A 14889-nucleotide genomic window follows, 5' to 3' on the forward strand; every position below is an offset into this window, starting at 1 on the left:
CCGCCTACGAGACCACCGCGCCGATCGTGCCCAGCGCCTGGTCCACCTACGACTTCTGGCAGTGGACCGACGCGGGCTTCACCGAGGAGATCGACGCCAACGTCTACCGCGGGTCCGCGACCCAGCTGAGGGACCTCGTGCGCAACCGCTACTACAAGCCGCTCGGCGGCCGCGCCCCGTCCGGGGCCGTCACCGAGGTCCGGCCGGCCGGGTACACCGTGAAGGGCGCGATCGGGCGCCAGTACCAGGCCCTGGGCGGGTCCGCCGTGTTCGGCACCCCCACCGGCAACGAGCGCGGCGGCCTGGTGAACGGCGGCGTGCTGCAGAGCTTCTCCAAGAAGCACACCTTCTACTGGACCTCCTCGACCGGGGCCTGGCCGGTGAACTTCAACGGGGCCATCGGCCGCACGTTCGCCGCCGGCCGCTGGGAGAACGGCTACGGCTACCCCACGAACCGCGAGATCACCGGGCTCACCGGCGGCGGGGCCTCCCAGACGTTCCGTCAGGGCACGGCCGTGAACCGGCTCCTCTGGAGCTCGGCCACCGGCACGCACCTGGTCCGGGAGAACACCGGGATCGGCGGGGTCTGGAAGCGCAAGGGCTCCGAGCGCGGCTTCGGCTACCCGGTCGACGACGAGGTCGGCGGCCTGGTCAACGGCGGCGCCCACCAGGTGTTCCGCAACGGCAGCGCCGTCTACCGGATCCTGTGGAGCCCCGCCTCCGGCAGCCACTGGCTCAAGGAGAACAGCGCGATCGGCCGCGAGTGGCTCGCCGCCGGCGCCGAGCGCGGCTACGGCTATCCGACCACCGACGAGTACACGTACGGCACCGAGATCCGCCAGAAGTTCTCCAAGAACTTCACGGTGCACTACTCCACCGTGACGAAGAGAATCTGGGTGACCCGATGAAGCACGCCAAGCACCGCGCCCCCACCCGCCCCCGCACGCCGGGTCGGCTGGCCCTCACCGCGGCCGCCCTCGCCCTGACCGTCCCCGCGAGCGGGATCCTCGTGGCGGCCCCCGCCACCGCGGCGAGCTCGGACATCGTCCAGGTCCCGGCGAGCACCCGGACGGCCGACGCCCAGAAGCTGCTGGAGCTGATCAACGCCCACCGCAAGGCCAAGGGCCTCGCCCCGGTGAAGTACTCGGCCACGGTCTCCGGGATCGCCCAGGGCGAGTCCGACCGGCTCACCCGCCAGGAGGTCATCAACCACACGGACACCTTCCTGAAGGACCGGCGGGCCGGCACCTGGAACGCCGCCGGGGAGATCCACGCGGTCTCCTGGCAGCGCTCCGTCGCCGACCTCATGACCTGGTGGAAGGGCTCCACCGCCCACAACAAGGTGCTCACCGACCCCGACATGACGGTCATCGGGATCGGCCTGACCTACGTGGACGGGTCCCTTGCCGGCAACAAGCAGGGCTGGAAGCTCGTGGGCACCGTGACCTCCTACGGCTACGCGCCCGGCACGGCCCCGGCCGACACCCGCACCTCCGTGGGCGCGGCCCCCGCGCCCAGCACGGCGCCGATCAGCTCCGCCGGCTACTCCGTGAAGGGCGCGATCGGGCGCCAGTACTACGCCCTGGGCGGGTCCGCCGTCTTCGGCACCCCCACCGGCCCCGAACGCGGCGGCCTGGTGGGCGGCGGCGCGCTGCAGGGCTTCTCCAGGGGCCAGACCTTCTACTGGAGCTCCGCCACCGGGGCCTGGCCGGTGAACGTCAACGGCGCGATCGGGCGCAAGTTCGCCGCCCACCGCTGGGAGAACGGGCTGGGCTACCCCGCCACCCGCGAGATCACCGGGCTCACCGGCGGCGGCGCCTACCAGATGTTCCGCCAGGGCACCGCGGTGCACAAGGTCATCTGGAGCCCCGGGACCGGCGCGAAGGTCGTGAAGGAGAGCGGGGCGATCGGCCAGCGGTGGAAGGCCGCCGGCGCCGAGCGCGGCTACGGCTACCCGGTCACCGACGAGTACCGCTACGGCACCGAGGTCCGCCAGCGGTACTCCCACGGCTACACCATCCACTGGTCCTCGGTCACCAAGCGCCACTGGGTCACCCGCTGACCCTCCGCCCACCGGGGCACCGCTGACAGAGCGCCCGGCCGGACATGTCCGGCCGGGCGCTCTTGCCGTGCCGGCGGCGCCCGCACGGGCCCGGCCGGCTCTCCGGCGACGCCCACCGTGTCCCCCGCAATGTCCCCCGGTGTTTCCCGTGATGTCCCCCGGTGTCCCCCGCGGTGTCTCCCGTGATGTCCCCCGGTGTCCCCCGCGGTGTCCCCCGAGCGGGGGCGGTGGCCGCCCGTGCAGGCCCCGCCCCGGCGACGTCGACGGAAGGAACACCCGGTCACAGCGTGGTCGAGTTCACGTTCGTGACGAAGTTTGACTGTGTTTCTCATAGCAAGTCTGTGAATGCGCACTTGCCCTGTGTCGGCGTATTGGGGGACGACGCCTTTCGACACTGTCCCCTGGCCCGTGGTCGTTTTCGAAGATTAATTACCGTGCCGTAATCTCCGGGCACCGCATCCTGTTGATTCGCATCTGCACTCATATGCGAATCGATGGGCTGTGAATCCTGTGCGCGCAGATTCGCGATTGTGACAGCGGGAGCGGGGCTTGGCAGGCTGACCCGGTCGGCTCATCCGGGGGGATGCGCCGACCGGTCCGTCGAGGGGACGGACCGCCATCCGGGGGGAACGAGCGTGCCGTGTCCAAGAGCTTTGACGACCGACGATCACCGCGCCGCCCAGGCGCCGAACGGGCCGGCAGCACCGTGGCGCCGCCGGTCTTCTTCGACCCCAGCGGGAAGCGCTGGTTCCGGATCCTCGCCACCGTCATCCTGCTGCTGGTCGTGGCGGCGGGGTCGGCATCCTGGCTCGTCCCGAGGGCCCTGGCCCAAACCTGGGACCAGCCCGAGAACCAGGAGAGCGACTACGCCCGCGAGCTGCTGGCGGCCGGGGACCCGGAGAACATCCCGCTGCTGGGCGACTCCACCAATCCGTTCAGCCGGATCGCCCTGGTGGGCCACCGCAACGGCGGGACCGTCCTGACGGACCCGTTCACCGACGAGACCTGGCGGACGCTCACCCCGGAGGAGGTCGAGACCGTCGGGGACAGCCCCTACGTCATGGAGCGCTTCGGGACGCTGCCCGACAAGCAGCTGATGATCACCTTCGACGACGGCCCGGACGCGACCTTCACGCCCGAGATCCTGGACGTTCTCTCGGCCGAGGGGGTGCCGGCCACGTTCTTCAACGTCGGCACCAACGTCGTCGCCCAGCCCGACCTGTTCCGCCGGATGGTCCGCGAGGGGCACATGGTGGGCAACCACACCATGACGCACACCACCGTGTGGGACGACGACCTGCGCAGCCGCGAGGAGCTCATCGGCACCGACCGTGCCATGCGCTCGATCGGCGACTACGCGACCCACCTGTTCCGCCTGCCCACCGGGGACCCCGACAACAAGCCCCTGCCCATCCTCGAGGCCCAGCAGCTGGGCTACCTGCACGTGGACTTCGACTACGACACCCTCGACTGGGCGGCCGCGCCCGGCGAGCCCGTGAAGCTGCCCGAGCTCGACGGCAAGGGCCACATCGTGCTGATGCACGACGGCGGCGGGGACCGCACCGCCACCGTGGCCGCCCTCCAGGAGCTCATCGACCGGGCCAGGTCCGAGGGATACACCTTCTCGACGCTGGCCCCGATCCTGCCGGAGGACCACCAGCCGGTGTCCATGGACCCGGTGCTGGCCGACGACGCCACCGTCCTCGCCGTGGCCGGGCTCACGGTGGCCCCGGAGATCGTGATGACCTGGCTGTTCTGGTTCGGTGTCTCCTCCCTGACCGTGATGTCGGTCCTCTACGTGGTGCTGGCCCTGATCGGCCACCGCCGGCAGCAGCGCCGGGTGTGGCCGGAGCTGCCCGAGGAGGAGCTGCCGCTGGTCTCGGTGATCCTGCCGGTGTTCAACGAGGAGCCGGTCGTCGCCCGCACCCTGGCCGCGCTGCGGGCCAGCGACTACCCGCACCTGGAGGTCATCGCCGTCGACGACGGCTCCACCGACAACACCCTGGCCGTTCTGCAGGAGGCCGCCGCGACCTGGCCGGCGCTGCGGGTCATCAGCCAGCCCAACGCCGGGAAGTCCGTGGCCTCCAACCACGGCATCATGGCCGCCTCCGGCGAGATCGTGGTGACCCTCGACGGGGACACCCTCTTCGAGCCGCAGACCGTGCGGATGTTCGCCCGCCACTTCACCGCCCCCCACCGGGGCCGCCCGGTCGGTGCCGTGGCCGGGCACGTGAAGGTCGGCAACCGCACCGGCATCCTCACCATGTGGCAGTCCCTGGAGTACATCTCCGGGATCTGCGTGACCCGCATGGCGGAGTCCGTCGTCGGGGCGATCTCCATCGTCCCCGGCGCCTGCGCGGCCTGGCGCCGGGAGGCCCTCCAGGCCGCCGGCGGCTACTCCCACGACACCCTGGCCGAGGACGCGGACCTGACCATGACCCTGCAGCAGCACGGCTGGGCCATCGTGCAGGAGAACCGGGCGGTGGCCTGGACCGAGGCCCCGATGACCGTGCGCGGGCTGGCCAAGCAGCGCCTGCGCTGGACCTACGGCAACCTCCAGGCGCTGTGGAAGCACGCCGGGATGCTCCTGCGCCCGAAGCACGGGTTCCTGGGGATGGTGGCGCTGCCCTACACCGCCCTGGCCACCCTGGTGCCGCTGATCTTCCTGCCGCTGACCGTGCTCATGGCCGTGCTCAACCTCGCCGCCGGGACCTGGGTCCCGCTGGCCGCGTTCGCCGGCTTCGTGCTGGTCATCCACGCGATCATCTGTGTGATCGCCATCCGGATGGTCGAGGAGTCCTGGGCGCACCTGCTGATCGTCCCTCTCTACCGGATCATCTACGAACCGCTGCGGGCCTACCTGCTCTACGCCTCCGTCCTGCAGGCCCTCAAGGGCCGGATGATCGGCTGGTACAAGCCCGAACGCACCAACACCGTCCTCGACCTGGCTCCCGCCGCGGAGTCCGCCGGCCGGACGACGGTTCCCATGGCAGGAGGGCCGGGGCGATGAGCGGGTCCGAGCCGGGCCGGGACCGGTACCTGGACCTGCTGCGGTCGATCGCGCTGGTCCGCGTGGTGGCGTACCACACCTTCGCGGGAGCCGTCTTCAGTCTGCTGTTCCCGGCGATGGGTGTGATGTTCGCGCTGGCCGGGGCCCTGATGGCCCGGTCCCTGCGCCGGCCGGCGGCCGGGGTGCTGCGCTCCCGCGCCCGCCGGGTGCTGGTGCCGCTGTGGGTCTACGCCGCCACGGTGCTGGCCCTGCTCGTGGGGCAGGGCTGGTCCCCCGGCGCGGACGGCTCGTGGGGACAGGTGCTGCTGTGGTTCCTGCCGGTCGGCGACCCGGTCTTCCCGGAGAGCGCCGGAACGGGGACCGTGGATCCCACCTGGCCGGTCCAGGCCGGGGCGATCCTCTGGTACGTGCGGACCTACTTTTGGTTCATGCTCCTCTCCCCCGCGCTGCTGCGAGCGTTCCGCGCCCGGCCCTGGCCGGTGCTGCTGGCCCCGCTGGCCCTGAGCGGACTGCTGGCCCTCGGCGCGGTGCCGCTGCCGTCCTGGGCCGACGCGCCGGTGACGGACGCCGCGACCTACGGCTCCTGCTGGCTCCTCGGCTTCGCCCACCAGGGCGGGCTGCTGCGCCGGGTCCCGCGCGGCATCGTCCTGGCAGCCGGTCCCGCGGTGATGGGCCTGGGCCTGTGGTGGGCGTCCGGGCACCTCGGCGAGACGGGGTGGGACCTCAACGAGATCCCGTTCGCCCAGGCCCTGTGGTCCTTCGGCTTCTGCGCCGTGCTGCTGCGGATCTCCCCCAGCTGGCAGGAGCTGCCCCGGCCGCTGCGGTTCCTGGAGGGGATCGTGAGCCTGCTCAACGCCCGGGCGATGACCGTCTACCTGTGGCACAACCTGCTGCTGGTCGTCACCGTGGTCCTGATCGACGTGCTGTGGAGCAGCGACCTGCTGGCCACGGCCGTGCCCGGGCTGCTGGAGAGCCCGTGGCTGTCCTTCCTCCTGGTGTGGCCGCTGCTGGCCGTCGTGGTGCTCGCCGTGGGCTGGGCGGAGGACCTCGCGGCGGGACGCCGCCCCCGGCTGTGGCCGGTGCGCCCCGCACCGGCCCGCGCCGCGGCGACCGGCCCGACGCCGTCCGGCCCCGGCCGGGACCGCGCTGCTCCGGGGAGCTCCGTTCCGGTCGGCACCGCCCCGGGCGGGAACCCACCGGGCGCGCCGAGCTTCACCGGCCGGTCCTGGCTGTATCCGCGCGCCGCCCGGGAAGCGGCACGGCCGGAGGGGTTCAGTCCCCGAAGCCCCGGCCCAGGATCCGGGTGAACTCCCCGGCCTCCTGCTCGAGGCCGCTGCAGAAGTCGTTGGCCTCGGCCGGGTCGCCGTGCTCGGCCGTGCAGGTCCGGTCCCGGTTGAGCGACCAGAAGGACATCCGCCCGACGCCCTGCTCGTGGGCGAACCCGTTGAGCCGTGCTGCGGCATCCAGCTCCACGACCTCCCCGGGGACGTCGTTCACCCCGATCATCGGGGTCAGCCCGAGCCGGTGCCAGGCCTGCTCCTCGGACAGCTCCTGGCCGGCCGCGGCCCACAGCTCCCGCACCTGCCCGTGGGCTGCCCGGGCGGCTTCCTCCGAGGCGTCCACCATGGACTGCCCGGCGGGCCTGCTCTCGCTGTAGTTCATGGTCATGACGTTGACCCCCGCCAGGTCCACCCCGGCGGCGAGCATCTGGGCCACCAGGGCCTCGCCGTCCTCGGACAGACCGGCCGGCGACACCGGCAGGGTCAGCCACACCTCCAGCGGGGCGTCCGCGGAGCGCTCCGCCTGCAGCCGGGCCACGGCCTCGGCCCGGCGCTGGTTCGCCGCGGGGTCCTCGAGGTCGTTCAGCTCCACGTCGAAGTCGGCGACCGAGACCTCGTACCGGTCGAGCACCTGCCGGTAGGCGCCCAGCAGGGCGTCCGGGTCGGAGCAGGCGGTGGCCAGCTCGTCGCGGGCGGCGCCGCCGAAGGAGACCACCACGTCCCCGCCGGCCTCGCGCAGCGCGGCGATCTGCTCCTCCATCCGCAGCGTCGTCCCCGCCTCCTCCAGACCGTAGTAGCCGCCCCAGGAGGGCGTGCAGGGCTCCTCGGGGTCGGCGACGACGAAGCCCAGCACGGTGTGCGACTGCCCGGCGGCCGCGGCGCCGAAGTCGAAGTACGGGTAGGCGGTGACGTTGACGTAGGGCCCAGCCCAGGGCTCGTTCAGGTCCGGGCCGCAGCCGGTGAGCGCGCCAGCCGCTACGGAGCCCAGCGCCAGGAATGGCAGGAAGCGGCGGTGGGAGCGGTTCATGGGGTGCGGGACATCCTCTGCGGCACGGCGGTCCCGGCGACGCCGCAGCCCCTCACCGGAGGGCGAGGGGCTGCGGCGTCGTCGGACCGGGGAACGGGTCAGGAGCGGCCGTTGAACAGGCTCGTCACCGAGCCGTCCTCGAAGACCTCCTGGATGGCCCGGGCGATGAGCGGGGCGATGGACAGGACCGTGAGGTTCTCGAACTGGTGCTCCGGGGGCACCGGCAGGGTGTCCGTGACCACGACCTCGAGCGCACCGCAGGAGGACAGCCGCTCCACCGCCGGGTCGGAGAACACGGCGTGGGTGGCTGCGATGATGACGTCCTTGGCGCCCTTCTCGCGCAGCACCTTCACCGCGCCGGTGATCGTCCCGCCGGTGTCGATCATGTCGTCGATCAGCACGCAGGTGCGGCCCTCGATCTGCCCCACGACCTCCTTGGACACCGCCTGGTTCGGGACCGTGATGTCCCGGGTCTTGTGCACGAACGCCAGCGGGCAGCCGCCCAGCAGCTCCGTCCACTGCTCGGCCACGCGCACGCGGCCGGTGTCCGGGGAGACCACGGTGACGTTCTCGACGTCGACGACGGAGCGCACGTGGGCCGCCAACAGCGGGATGGCCATCAGGTGGTCGACCGGGCCGTCGAAGAAGCCCTGGATCTGCGCGGTGTGCAGGTCCACGGACATCAGCCGGTCCGCGCCGGCCGTCTTGTACAGGTCCGAGATCAGGCGGGCCGAGATGGGCTCGCGGCCGCGGTGCTTCTTGTCCTGCCGGGCGTAGGGGTAGAACGGGGAGACCACGGTGATCGACCGGGCCGAGGCCCGCTTCAGCGAGTCGATCATCAGCAGCTGCTCCATGATCCACTGGTTGATCGGCGCCGGGTGGGACTGGATGAGGAAGGCGTCCGTGCCCCGCACCGACTCCCCGAAGCGCACGTAGGTCTCACCGTTGGCGAAGTCGTAGGCGGCCGTGGGGATCAGCTCGGTGCCGAGCTCCGAGGCGATGCGCTCCGCGAGCTCCGGGTGCGCCCGGCCGGAGACCAGGACCAGCTGCTTCGCACCTGCGTTGGTGATGGCGGTCGTCATTCTTGCTCGCTTTCCTCGGTGGTGTGCCCGGCGGTGGTGTGCCCGGCCGTGCTCTGCCCGGGGACGTCCCCGGCCGTCGCGGCGCCGTCCGCCTGGGCGCGGAGCGCGGCCTCGGCCGCCGCCGTGCCCCGGCGGTGCTCCACGACCCAGTTCTCGACGATCCGCTGCGCGCCCTCGGTGAGCGCGAGCGCCCCGGCCGGGACGTCCTTGCGGATCGTGGTGCCGGCCCCGGAGTAGGCGCCGTCCCCGACGGTGACGGGAGCGACGTACATGTTGTCGGAGCCCATCCGGACGTGGTCGCCGATCACGGTGCGGTGCTTGCGCACGCCGTCGTAGTTGACGAACACGGAGGCCGCCCCGATGTTGGAGTGCTCGCCGATGGTGGCGTCCCCCACGTAGGACAGGTGCGGGATCTTCGAGCCGGTGCCGATCCGGGAGTTCTTGGTCTCCACGAACGTGCCGATCTTGCCGTCCGCGCCCAGGACGGTGCCGGGGCGCAGGTAGGCGAACGGCCCCACGGATGCGCCGGCGCCGATCACCGAGCCGGAGCCGTGCGTGCGCACCACGTGCGCGCCGCGGCCGACCTCCACGTCCGTGAGGGTGGTGTCCGGGCCGACGACGGCGTCCTCGGCCACCCGGGTGCCGCCGTGCAGCTGCGTGCCCGGCAGGATCGTGACGTCCGCGCCGATGCGCACCTGCACGTCGATCCAGGTGGTGGCGGGGTCCACGACGGTCACCCCGTTGCGCATGTGCGCCTCGAGCACGCGGCGGTTGAGGTGGGCGCCGAGCTGGGCCAGCTGCACGCGGTCGTTGGCGCCCTCCACCTCCCAGCGGTCCTCGATCTTCAGCGCGTCCACGGCGCGGCCGGCCTGCCGGGCCAGCAGCGGGACGTCGGTGAGGTACATCTCGCCCTGGGCGTTGTCGGTGGTCACCTGCGCCAGGGCCTCGCGCAGGGTGTCGGCGTCGAAGGCGAAGATGCCGGAGTTGATCTCGGTGACCGCGAGCTCGGCCTCGGTGGCGTCCTTGGCCTCCTTGATCTCGCGGAACGAGCCGTCGGCGTCCCGCAGGACCCGGCCGTAGCCGCCGGGCCGCTCGTGGTCGGCGGTCAGCACGGTGACCGCGTTGCCGCGCTCCTCGTGGTGGGCGACCAGCTTCTGCAGCACCTCCGGGGTCAGCAGGGGGACGTCGCCGTAGGTGACCACCACGGTCCCGGCCAGCCGCTCCTGGGCGTCGAGCGCCTCCACCGCCACCTGCACGGCCCGGCCCGTGCCGGGCACCTCGTCCTGGTCCACGATCAGCGCCGCGGGGTCCTGCTCGAGCACGTGCGGGGCCACCAGGTCCCGCTCGAAGCGCACCACGGCGGCCAGCCGCCGGGGGTGCAGGCTGCGGGCGGCCACGAGGCTGTGCCCCACCATGGAACGACCCCCGATCCGGTGCAGGATCTTGGGGGTCTTGGACTTCATCCGGGTGCCCTTGCCGGCGGCGAGGACGATGACGGCGGCGGGGCCGCCGGCCGTCCCGGGCGCGGTGGCGGGAGTCTGGGGGGTGCTCACAGCGGGATGCAGCTCCTCGGTCGTCGATCGTCGAGAGGCTCCGGTGGGCTCACCGGGTCCGTCTCGGTTCCGTCTAGCAGGCTGTCGGCGGTCAGGCCGTCGGGCGGGATGCGGACGTTCCGCCTCTAGGACTCGAACCTAGACTCCGCGGCTCCAAAGGCCGGGGTGCTGCCGATTACACCAAGGCGGAGCACCGCCGTGGAACGGCAGTGGTGCACACCGTGCACAGGGAGTCACCCTACCACCAGGCGCTCAGGCGCCCGCCGGTCCCGGGCGGCCCAGAATGACCAGGATCCGGGCCGCAGCGGCGGCCCCGCGCAGCTCCGGCACGGCGGCGAACAGGTCCTCCACCGTGTCCTCGTCGACGCCGCACACGATCAGCGGGGCGTTGTCCAGCAGCGGCCGCATCCGCTCGAAGGCCGCGGCCGGGCCCTCCCCCGCCGCGGTGGAGGCGGCGACGTTCCAGGCCACGGAGGCCAGGTAGTGCGGGTCCACGTCCAGCGTGCCCTCCTCGCGGGCGCGCTCCAGGAACTGGATCAGCTCCACCTCGTCCGCGGTGGCGCCCTCGGTCTCCAGCAGCAGGTGCACCTGGTGGGCCGAGGCCGCCTCCGCGAGCGCCGCCAGCATGGAGAAGATCCGGTCCTCGCTGCGCCCGCGCCCGCCGACCCCGGCCCGGGGCACCACGAGGTACTCGGCGCCCACGCCGGCGACCAGGGACAGGTGGTCGTCGAGGACCGCGATGACGCCCTCGTCCGGGATGTCCTCGTCGATGGAGATGTCCGCCCGCAGGATCAGGGGGGCGGCTCCGGCCCCGCGCAGCGCCTCGCCGACCTGCCGCTGGGGCACCGAGCCGAGGTGGCGCCCGGCCAGCTGGCCGGGTCCGGCGGGGATCTCCACCGGTCCGGGGTGCTCCTTCACGGCGCGCACGGCTTCCTCCAGGTCCGTGACCCCGTCCAGGCGGGTGCCGATCGGGTGGCCGGTGCTCGCGGAGGATCGCTCCGTGGGGTTCTGCTGCTCCATGCGTCCATGCTCTCACCCGTGCTTGTGCCGTGGCTGAGAGATGCCTGTCCGCACTTCGGCACCACCCTGCACGCCCCCGCCCCCTCCGCCGAGCCCCCATCTCGTGCCCACCCCCGCTCGCCGAGCCCCCACCCCTTCGCTACCCCCACTAACCGAGCCCCCACATCGCAGCACACCCACTCACCGACCCACGCCCAGCCACCCCCATCACCGAGCCCCCACGTCACAGCAGCGCTCGTCCCCGAGTCCCCAAGGCGGTGCCATTTCCCCACCCTTTTTCGTGGGGAAATGGCACTGGATTGGGGACTCGCCGGAAGGAGGCCCAGCAGGATGGGGACTCGCCGGAGAGAAACGCCGGAGGATGGGGACTCGCCAGCGGACAGCGCCGCGAGATGGGGACTCGCCGGAAAGAAGCGCCGCGAGATGGGGAGTCGGCGGAACGAAGCGCAGCCGGATGGGGACTCACCGAAGAGAAGCGCAGCCGGATGGGGACTCACCGAAGAGAAGCGCAGCCGGATGGGGACTCGCCGGAGAGAGGTGCCGCGGGATGGGGAGTCGGCGGCGAGAAGCGCTGCGGGATGAGGGGGCTCGGCGGACCGGCGGGGTGGGTGGGGGTGCGCGAGTACCCTTGACGGGTGGCACATCTACTCGGCGGCGAGAACCTGCACCTCGAATTCCCCACCAAGACGGTCTTCGACTCCGTCAGCCTCGGCATCGACGAGGGCGACCGGATCGGCATCGTGGGCCGCAACGGCGACGGCAAGTCCACGCTGATGAAGCTGCTCGCCGGGCGGCTGAAGCCGGACGGGGGCCGCGTCACCGTGCGCTCCGGCGTGCGGGTGGGCATGCTCGACCAGGCCGACGTGCTGGACCCGGAGCTGACCGTGGGGCACGCCGTCGTCGGGGACCGCGAGGAGCACGAGTGGGCCGGGGACGCGAAGGTCCGCGACGTGATCGCGGGGCTGGTCAAGGACCTGGACTGGGACGCGCGGATCGGGGAGCTCTCCGGCGGGCAGAAGCGCCGCGTGGCGCTCGCGGCGCTGCTGGCCGGGGACTGGGACGTGATCTTCCTGGACGAGCCCACCAACCACCTGGACGTGGACGGCATCACCTGGCTGGCCCGCCACCTCAACAACCGCTGGCCCAAGAACCAGGGCGGCATGGCCGTGGTCACCCACGACCGCTGGTTCCTGGACGCCGTGTGCACCGACACCTGGGAGGTGCACGACCGGATGGTCGAGCCCTTCGAGGGCGGCTACGCGGCTTACGTCCTCCAGCGGGTGGAGCGGGACCGGCAGGCCGCCACCGTGGAGGCCAAGCGGCAGAACCTCATGAAGAAGGAGCTCGCCTGGCTGCGCCGCGGCGCCCCCGCGCGCACCGCGAAGCCCAAGTTCCGCATCGAGGCCGCCAACCAGCTGATCAACGACGTCCCGCCGCCGCGCGACACCGTGGCCCTGTCCCAGCTGGCCGTCTCCCGGCTCGGCAAGGACGTGGTGGACCTGGAGAAGGTCTCCGTCTCCTACCCCACCGAGGACGACGGCCCCCGGGAGGTGCTCCGGGACGTCACCTGGCTGATCGCCCCCGGCGAGCGCACCGGCATCCTCGGCGTCAACGGCGCGGGCAAGTCCACGCTGCTGGGCCTGGTCACCGGGGACGTGCAGCCCACGAGCGGGCGGGTCAAGCGCGGGAAGACGGTGCGGATCGCCACGCTGACCCAGCAGCTGTCCGAGCTGGAGGAGGTGGCCGAGGACCGGGTCTCGGACGTGGTGGCGTCCAAGCGCACCACCTACCTCGCCGACGGCAAGGAGATGACCCCGGGGCAGCTGCTGGAGCGGCTGGGCTTCACCAACGAGCAGCTGGCCACCCCCGTCAAGGACCTCTCGGGCGGGCAGAAGCGGCGGCTGCAGCTGCTGCTGATCCTGCTGGACGAGCCCAACGTGCTGATCCTCGACGAGCCGTCCAACGACCTGGACACCGACATGCTCGCCGCCATGGAGGACCTGCTGGACACCTGGCCGGGCACCCTCCTGGTGGTCTCCCACGACCGCTACCTCCTGGAGCGGGTCACCGACCAGCAGTACGCCGTGATCGACGGCCGGTTCCGGCACCTGCCCCGGGGCGTGGAGCAGTACCTGGAGCTCGCCGCCCAGTCGCGCACCGGCACGGCCGCCGGCTCGGCGAACGCCTCGAACCCGCTGGCGGCCACGGGGGCGTCCTCGAACGGGGCCAAGGGCACGACGGCGCAGGGCGCGCCGAAGCTCTCCGGCGCCAAGGCCCGCAGCGCGCAGAAGGAGGTGGGCGCGATCGAGCGGAAGCTGGAGAAGCTCACCGCGAAGGTGGACACCATCCACGCGGAGATGGCCGCCCACGACCAGTCCGACTACACCGGCCTGGCCGGGATCACCGCCCGGCTGACCGCCGTCCAGGACGAGATCGACGAGCTCGAGCTGCGCTGGCTCGAGCTGTCCGAGGACCTGGCCTAGACCCGTGGCCGACCCCGAGCGGGAGGCCGTGGCCGTGCTCACCGGCCCTCGGATGGGCCCGGTCCTGGAGCAGGTGCTGCGCCCGGCCGGGCTGGACGCCGACCGGTGGACGCTGCGCCGGGTCCACCACCGCCCCGGGGCCGGGGCGAGCGCGATCTTCGACGTCGCCGCCCTGGACGGGCAGCGTCGGGTCGCCGAGGTGGTCTGCGTGAGCACCACCGCCCCGCCCCGGCAGGTCGTCGAACGTGGTGACGGCCCCCTGTTGGTCGAGGTCGAGAACGAGGGCCTCGCCCTGACCGCGTGGCGGCATCCGCACGACCCCTGGCTGCCCGGCCTGCCGTGGGCGACCTCGCCCGAGGACGTGGGGCGCACGGCCTTCGGCTCCGCCGTGGCGGCCGAGCTCACCGCGATCTCCTACCGGCCGACCCGCCGCGCGGTGCAGCGGGCCACCCACGACTCCGGGGTCCGCTACCTCAAGGTGCTCCGGCGCGGCCGGGCCGCAACCCTGCACGGCCGGCTGCGGATGCTGCTCGACGCCGGTCTGCCCGTGCCCGCGCCGGCGGGCGAGCCGGTGCGGGACGTGGTGGTGCTCCACGAGCTGCCCGGGGCGCCCCTCGCGGGCGCGGTCCGGGACGACGGCGCCACCGCGCTGCGACCCGAGCACGTCCTGGCGCTGCTCGAGGCCCTGCCCGCGGCGGCCGGCCAGCTGCCGCCGCGGCCCAGCTGGACCGACCGGGTGCTGGACTACGGGCACGCGGCCGCCGTCGCGCTGCCCGAGGAGCAGGAGCGCGCCGAGCGGCTCGCCGCCGCGATCGACGACGCCCGCCGCGCCACCGATCCGGGCCCGGCCGTGCCGGTGCACGGGGACCTCTACGAGGCCAACCTGCTGGTGGACCCCGCGGGGCGCGGGCCGTTCGGGCCGCTGACGGGACTGCTCGACGTCGACTCCGTGGGACCCGGCCACCGGGTGGACGACCTCGCCTGCCTGGTCGCCCACGTGGCGGTCCTGCCCACGGTCAGCGACCGCTACGGGCACGCGCCGGCCACCGCCGAGCGGCTGCTGGCCGGATTCGACGAGGTCGTGGACCCCGCCGCGCTGCGGGTCCGGTGCGCCGGGGTGGCCCTGTCCCTGGTCGCCGGCGCCCGGCGCTCGGGCGGCCCGCCGGACCGGGCCCGCCGGCGGCTGGAGATCGCCGAGCGCTTCCTCGCCCGGGCCGGGGAGTCCCCGAAAGGCTGAGCACGACGGACGCAGCACGGCGGGTGCAGCTCCACGGGCCCTGCACCACGCACTCGGCACGGCCGGCGCAGTACGGCCGGCGCAGCGCGACGCGCTCGGCGGAACGGGCCTCGCACGACGGCGGTGGCGGGACCG

10 protein-coding genes and 1 tRNA gene are annotated in these 14889 nt (G+C 72.9%); 6 read left to right on the forward strand and 5 right to left on the reverse strand.

Going from position 1 to position 14889, the window contains the following annotated elements; all coding sequences use genetic code 11:
* From GMA12_RS04540 to GMA12_RS04555, 4 genes are all read left to right on the forward strand, one after another.
* On the forward strand, nt 1-908 hold a 908-nt coding region (locus GMA12_RS04540; protein WP_206064639.1), incomplete at its 5' end, for a hypothetical protein.
* On the forward strand, nt 905-2062 hold the full coding sequence (locus tag GMA12_RS04545) for a CAP domain-containing protein (RefSeq protein WP_156267989.1): 1158 nt from the start codon (nt 905-907) through the stop codon (nt 2060-2062). The genes GMA12_RS04540 and GMA12_RS04545, both read left to right, overlap by 4 nt.
* Nucleotides 2063-2702: 640 nt before the next feature.
* Entirely contained in the window at nt 2703-5072 is a 2370-nt protein-coding gene (locus tag GMA12_RS04550; protein ID WP_370830223.1) for a bifunctional polysaccharide deacetylase/glycosyltransferase family 2 protein, read from the forward strand.
* Nucleotides 5069-6379: an acyltransferase family protein gene (locus GMA12_RS04555; protein ID WP_156267649.1), complete on the forward strand. Its 1311-nt coding sequence runs from the start codon at nt 5069-5071 to the stop codon at nt 6377-6379. Before GMA12_RS04550 ends, GMA12_RS04555 begins: the two co-directional genes overlap by 4 nt.
* Here the strand turns inward: GMA12_RS04555 and GMA12_RS04560 are convergent.
* The 5 genes from GMA12_RS04560 to GMA12_RS04580 form a co-directional block, all read right to left on the reverse strand.
* Entirely contained in the window at nt 6345-7379 is a 1035-nt protein-coding gene (locus GMA12_RS04560; RefSeq protein ID WP_156267651.1) for a chitinase, read from the reverse strand. The genes GMA12_RS04555 and GMA12_RS04560 overlap by 35 nt on opposite strands.
* A gap of 98 nt (nt 7380-7477) precedes the next feature.
* Nucleotides 7478-8461 (reverse strand): ribose-phosphate diphosphokinase, encoded by a 984-nt coding sequence (locus GMA12_RS04565; RefSeq protein WP_156267653.1) that lies wholly within the window; start codon nt 8459-8461, stop codon nt 7478-7480.
* Nucleotides 8458-10014 carry a bifunctional UDP-N-acetylglucosamine diphosphorylase/glucosamine-1-phosphate N-acetyltransferase GlmU gene (gene glmU, locus GMA12_RS04570; protein WP_370830226.1) on the reverse strand — a complete coding sequence of 519 codons (1557 nt, stop codon included), beginning with the start codon at nt 10012-10014 and terminating at the stop codon, nt 8458-8460. The genes GMA12_RS04565 and glmU overlap by 4 nt, the downstream gene beginning before the upstream one ends.
* Before the next feature lie 117 nt (nt 10015-10131).
* Nucleotides 10132-10204, reverse strand: a tRNA-Gln gene (locus GMA12_RS04575).
* A 62-nt stretch (nt 10205-10266) separates the two neighbouring features.
* Nucleotides 10267-11034, reverse strand: coding sequence for a hypothetical protein (locus GMA12_RS04580; RefSeq protein ID WP_156267655.1), 768 nt, complete (start codon nt 11032-11034; stop codon nt 10267-10269).
* Between the two features lie 635 nt (nt 11035-11669).
* Here GMA12_RS04580 and GMA12_RS04585 point away from each other — a divergent pair.
* Together GMA12_RS04585 and GMA12_RS19210 are read left to right on the forward strand one after the other, a co-directional pair.
* Complete coding sequence (locus GMA12_RS04585; RefSeq protein ID WP_162459476.1) at nt 11670-13517, forward strand: ABC-F family ATP-binding cassette domain-containing protein; 1848 nt, start codon at nt 11670-11672, stop codon at nt 13515-13517.
* A gap of 4 nt (nt 13518-13521) precedes the next feature.
* Nucleotides 13522-14754: a phosphotransferase gene (locus tag GMA12_RS19210; protein WP_156267657.1), complete on the forward strand. Its 1233-nt coding sequence runs from the start codon at nt 13522-13524 to the stop codon at nt 14752-14754.
* The last annotated feature ends 135 nt before the right edge of the window (nt 14755-14889 follow it).

Source organism: Kocuria sediminis (assembly GCF_009735315.1).
GTDB classification, from domain to species: domain Bacteria; phylum Actinomycetota; class Actinomycetes; order Actinomycetales; family Micrococcaceae; genus Kocuria; species Kocuria turfanensis.